Annotated in this window: 1 pseudogene; it reads right to left on the bottom strand. The window is 73.0% G+C overall.

Features of this window, described 5'->3' with window-relative positions:
* Positions 1-636 (bottom strand): annotated as a pseudogene (locus tag IG08_RS55490) (IS200/IS605 family accessory protein TnpB-related protein); the annotation flags it as partial.

A 636-nucleotide genomic window follows, 5' to 3' on the forward strand; every position in this document is an offset into this window, starting at 1 on the left:
GATCTGCCAGGAGGCGGTCACATACCAGCGCCCCCGTGCCGTGTCGTAGTGGATGCGGTAGGCGACCGCCCGGTTCGCCTCCACCCGGTCCGCCCACTCGGGCCCGCGGTGCGGGAAGCCGACCCGGCAGGCCAGCACGTACCGGCCATGCGGGGCATTGGCCAACTCCATCAGCGGGGCCGGGAGTTTGATACTCACCTCGCCGTCCGGGCTGATACGGAGGGTCTCGTTGCCGTAGCGCTTGCCGGACTCGCCGTCGGCCTGCAAGTACCAGCGCGACGCTTCCCACCATCGGCGCCAGCCGGCCCCGGTGAGCTGCGCGGCAGACAGGTGGCGGCGGGTACCGGCCAGCCGCTTCCCGCCGCGTACGACGTGCACGGTCCCGGCCTCCCGGTCGGCCCGCTCGCGCGCCAGCCGGTCCTCCAGCACCTGCAGGCGACGCGTTTTGGCGTGCCACTCCCGCCTGCTGCGGTAGCCGCCCGGCGCCTTCTTCGAGCCTTGGCGCCGACCGGCAGCGCCAGCCGGTGCGCGATCGTACGGATCCCCGCCTCAAGGGACTGGATGTGGGCGAGCTGGCCACGCCGGGCGAGCGCCCACTGATCATGCGTGGCCTTGGTGATCGACCCGGCCCACCGG

Origin of the sequence: Streptomyces fulvoviolaceus, from assembly GCF_000718165.1 — a bacterium.
Taxonomy (GTDB): Bacteria; Actinomycetota; Actinomycetes; order Streptomycetales; family Streptomycetaceae; genus Streptomyces; species Streptomyces fulvoviolaceus.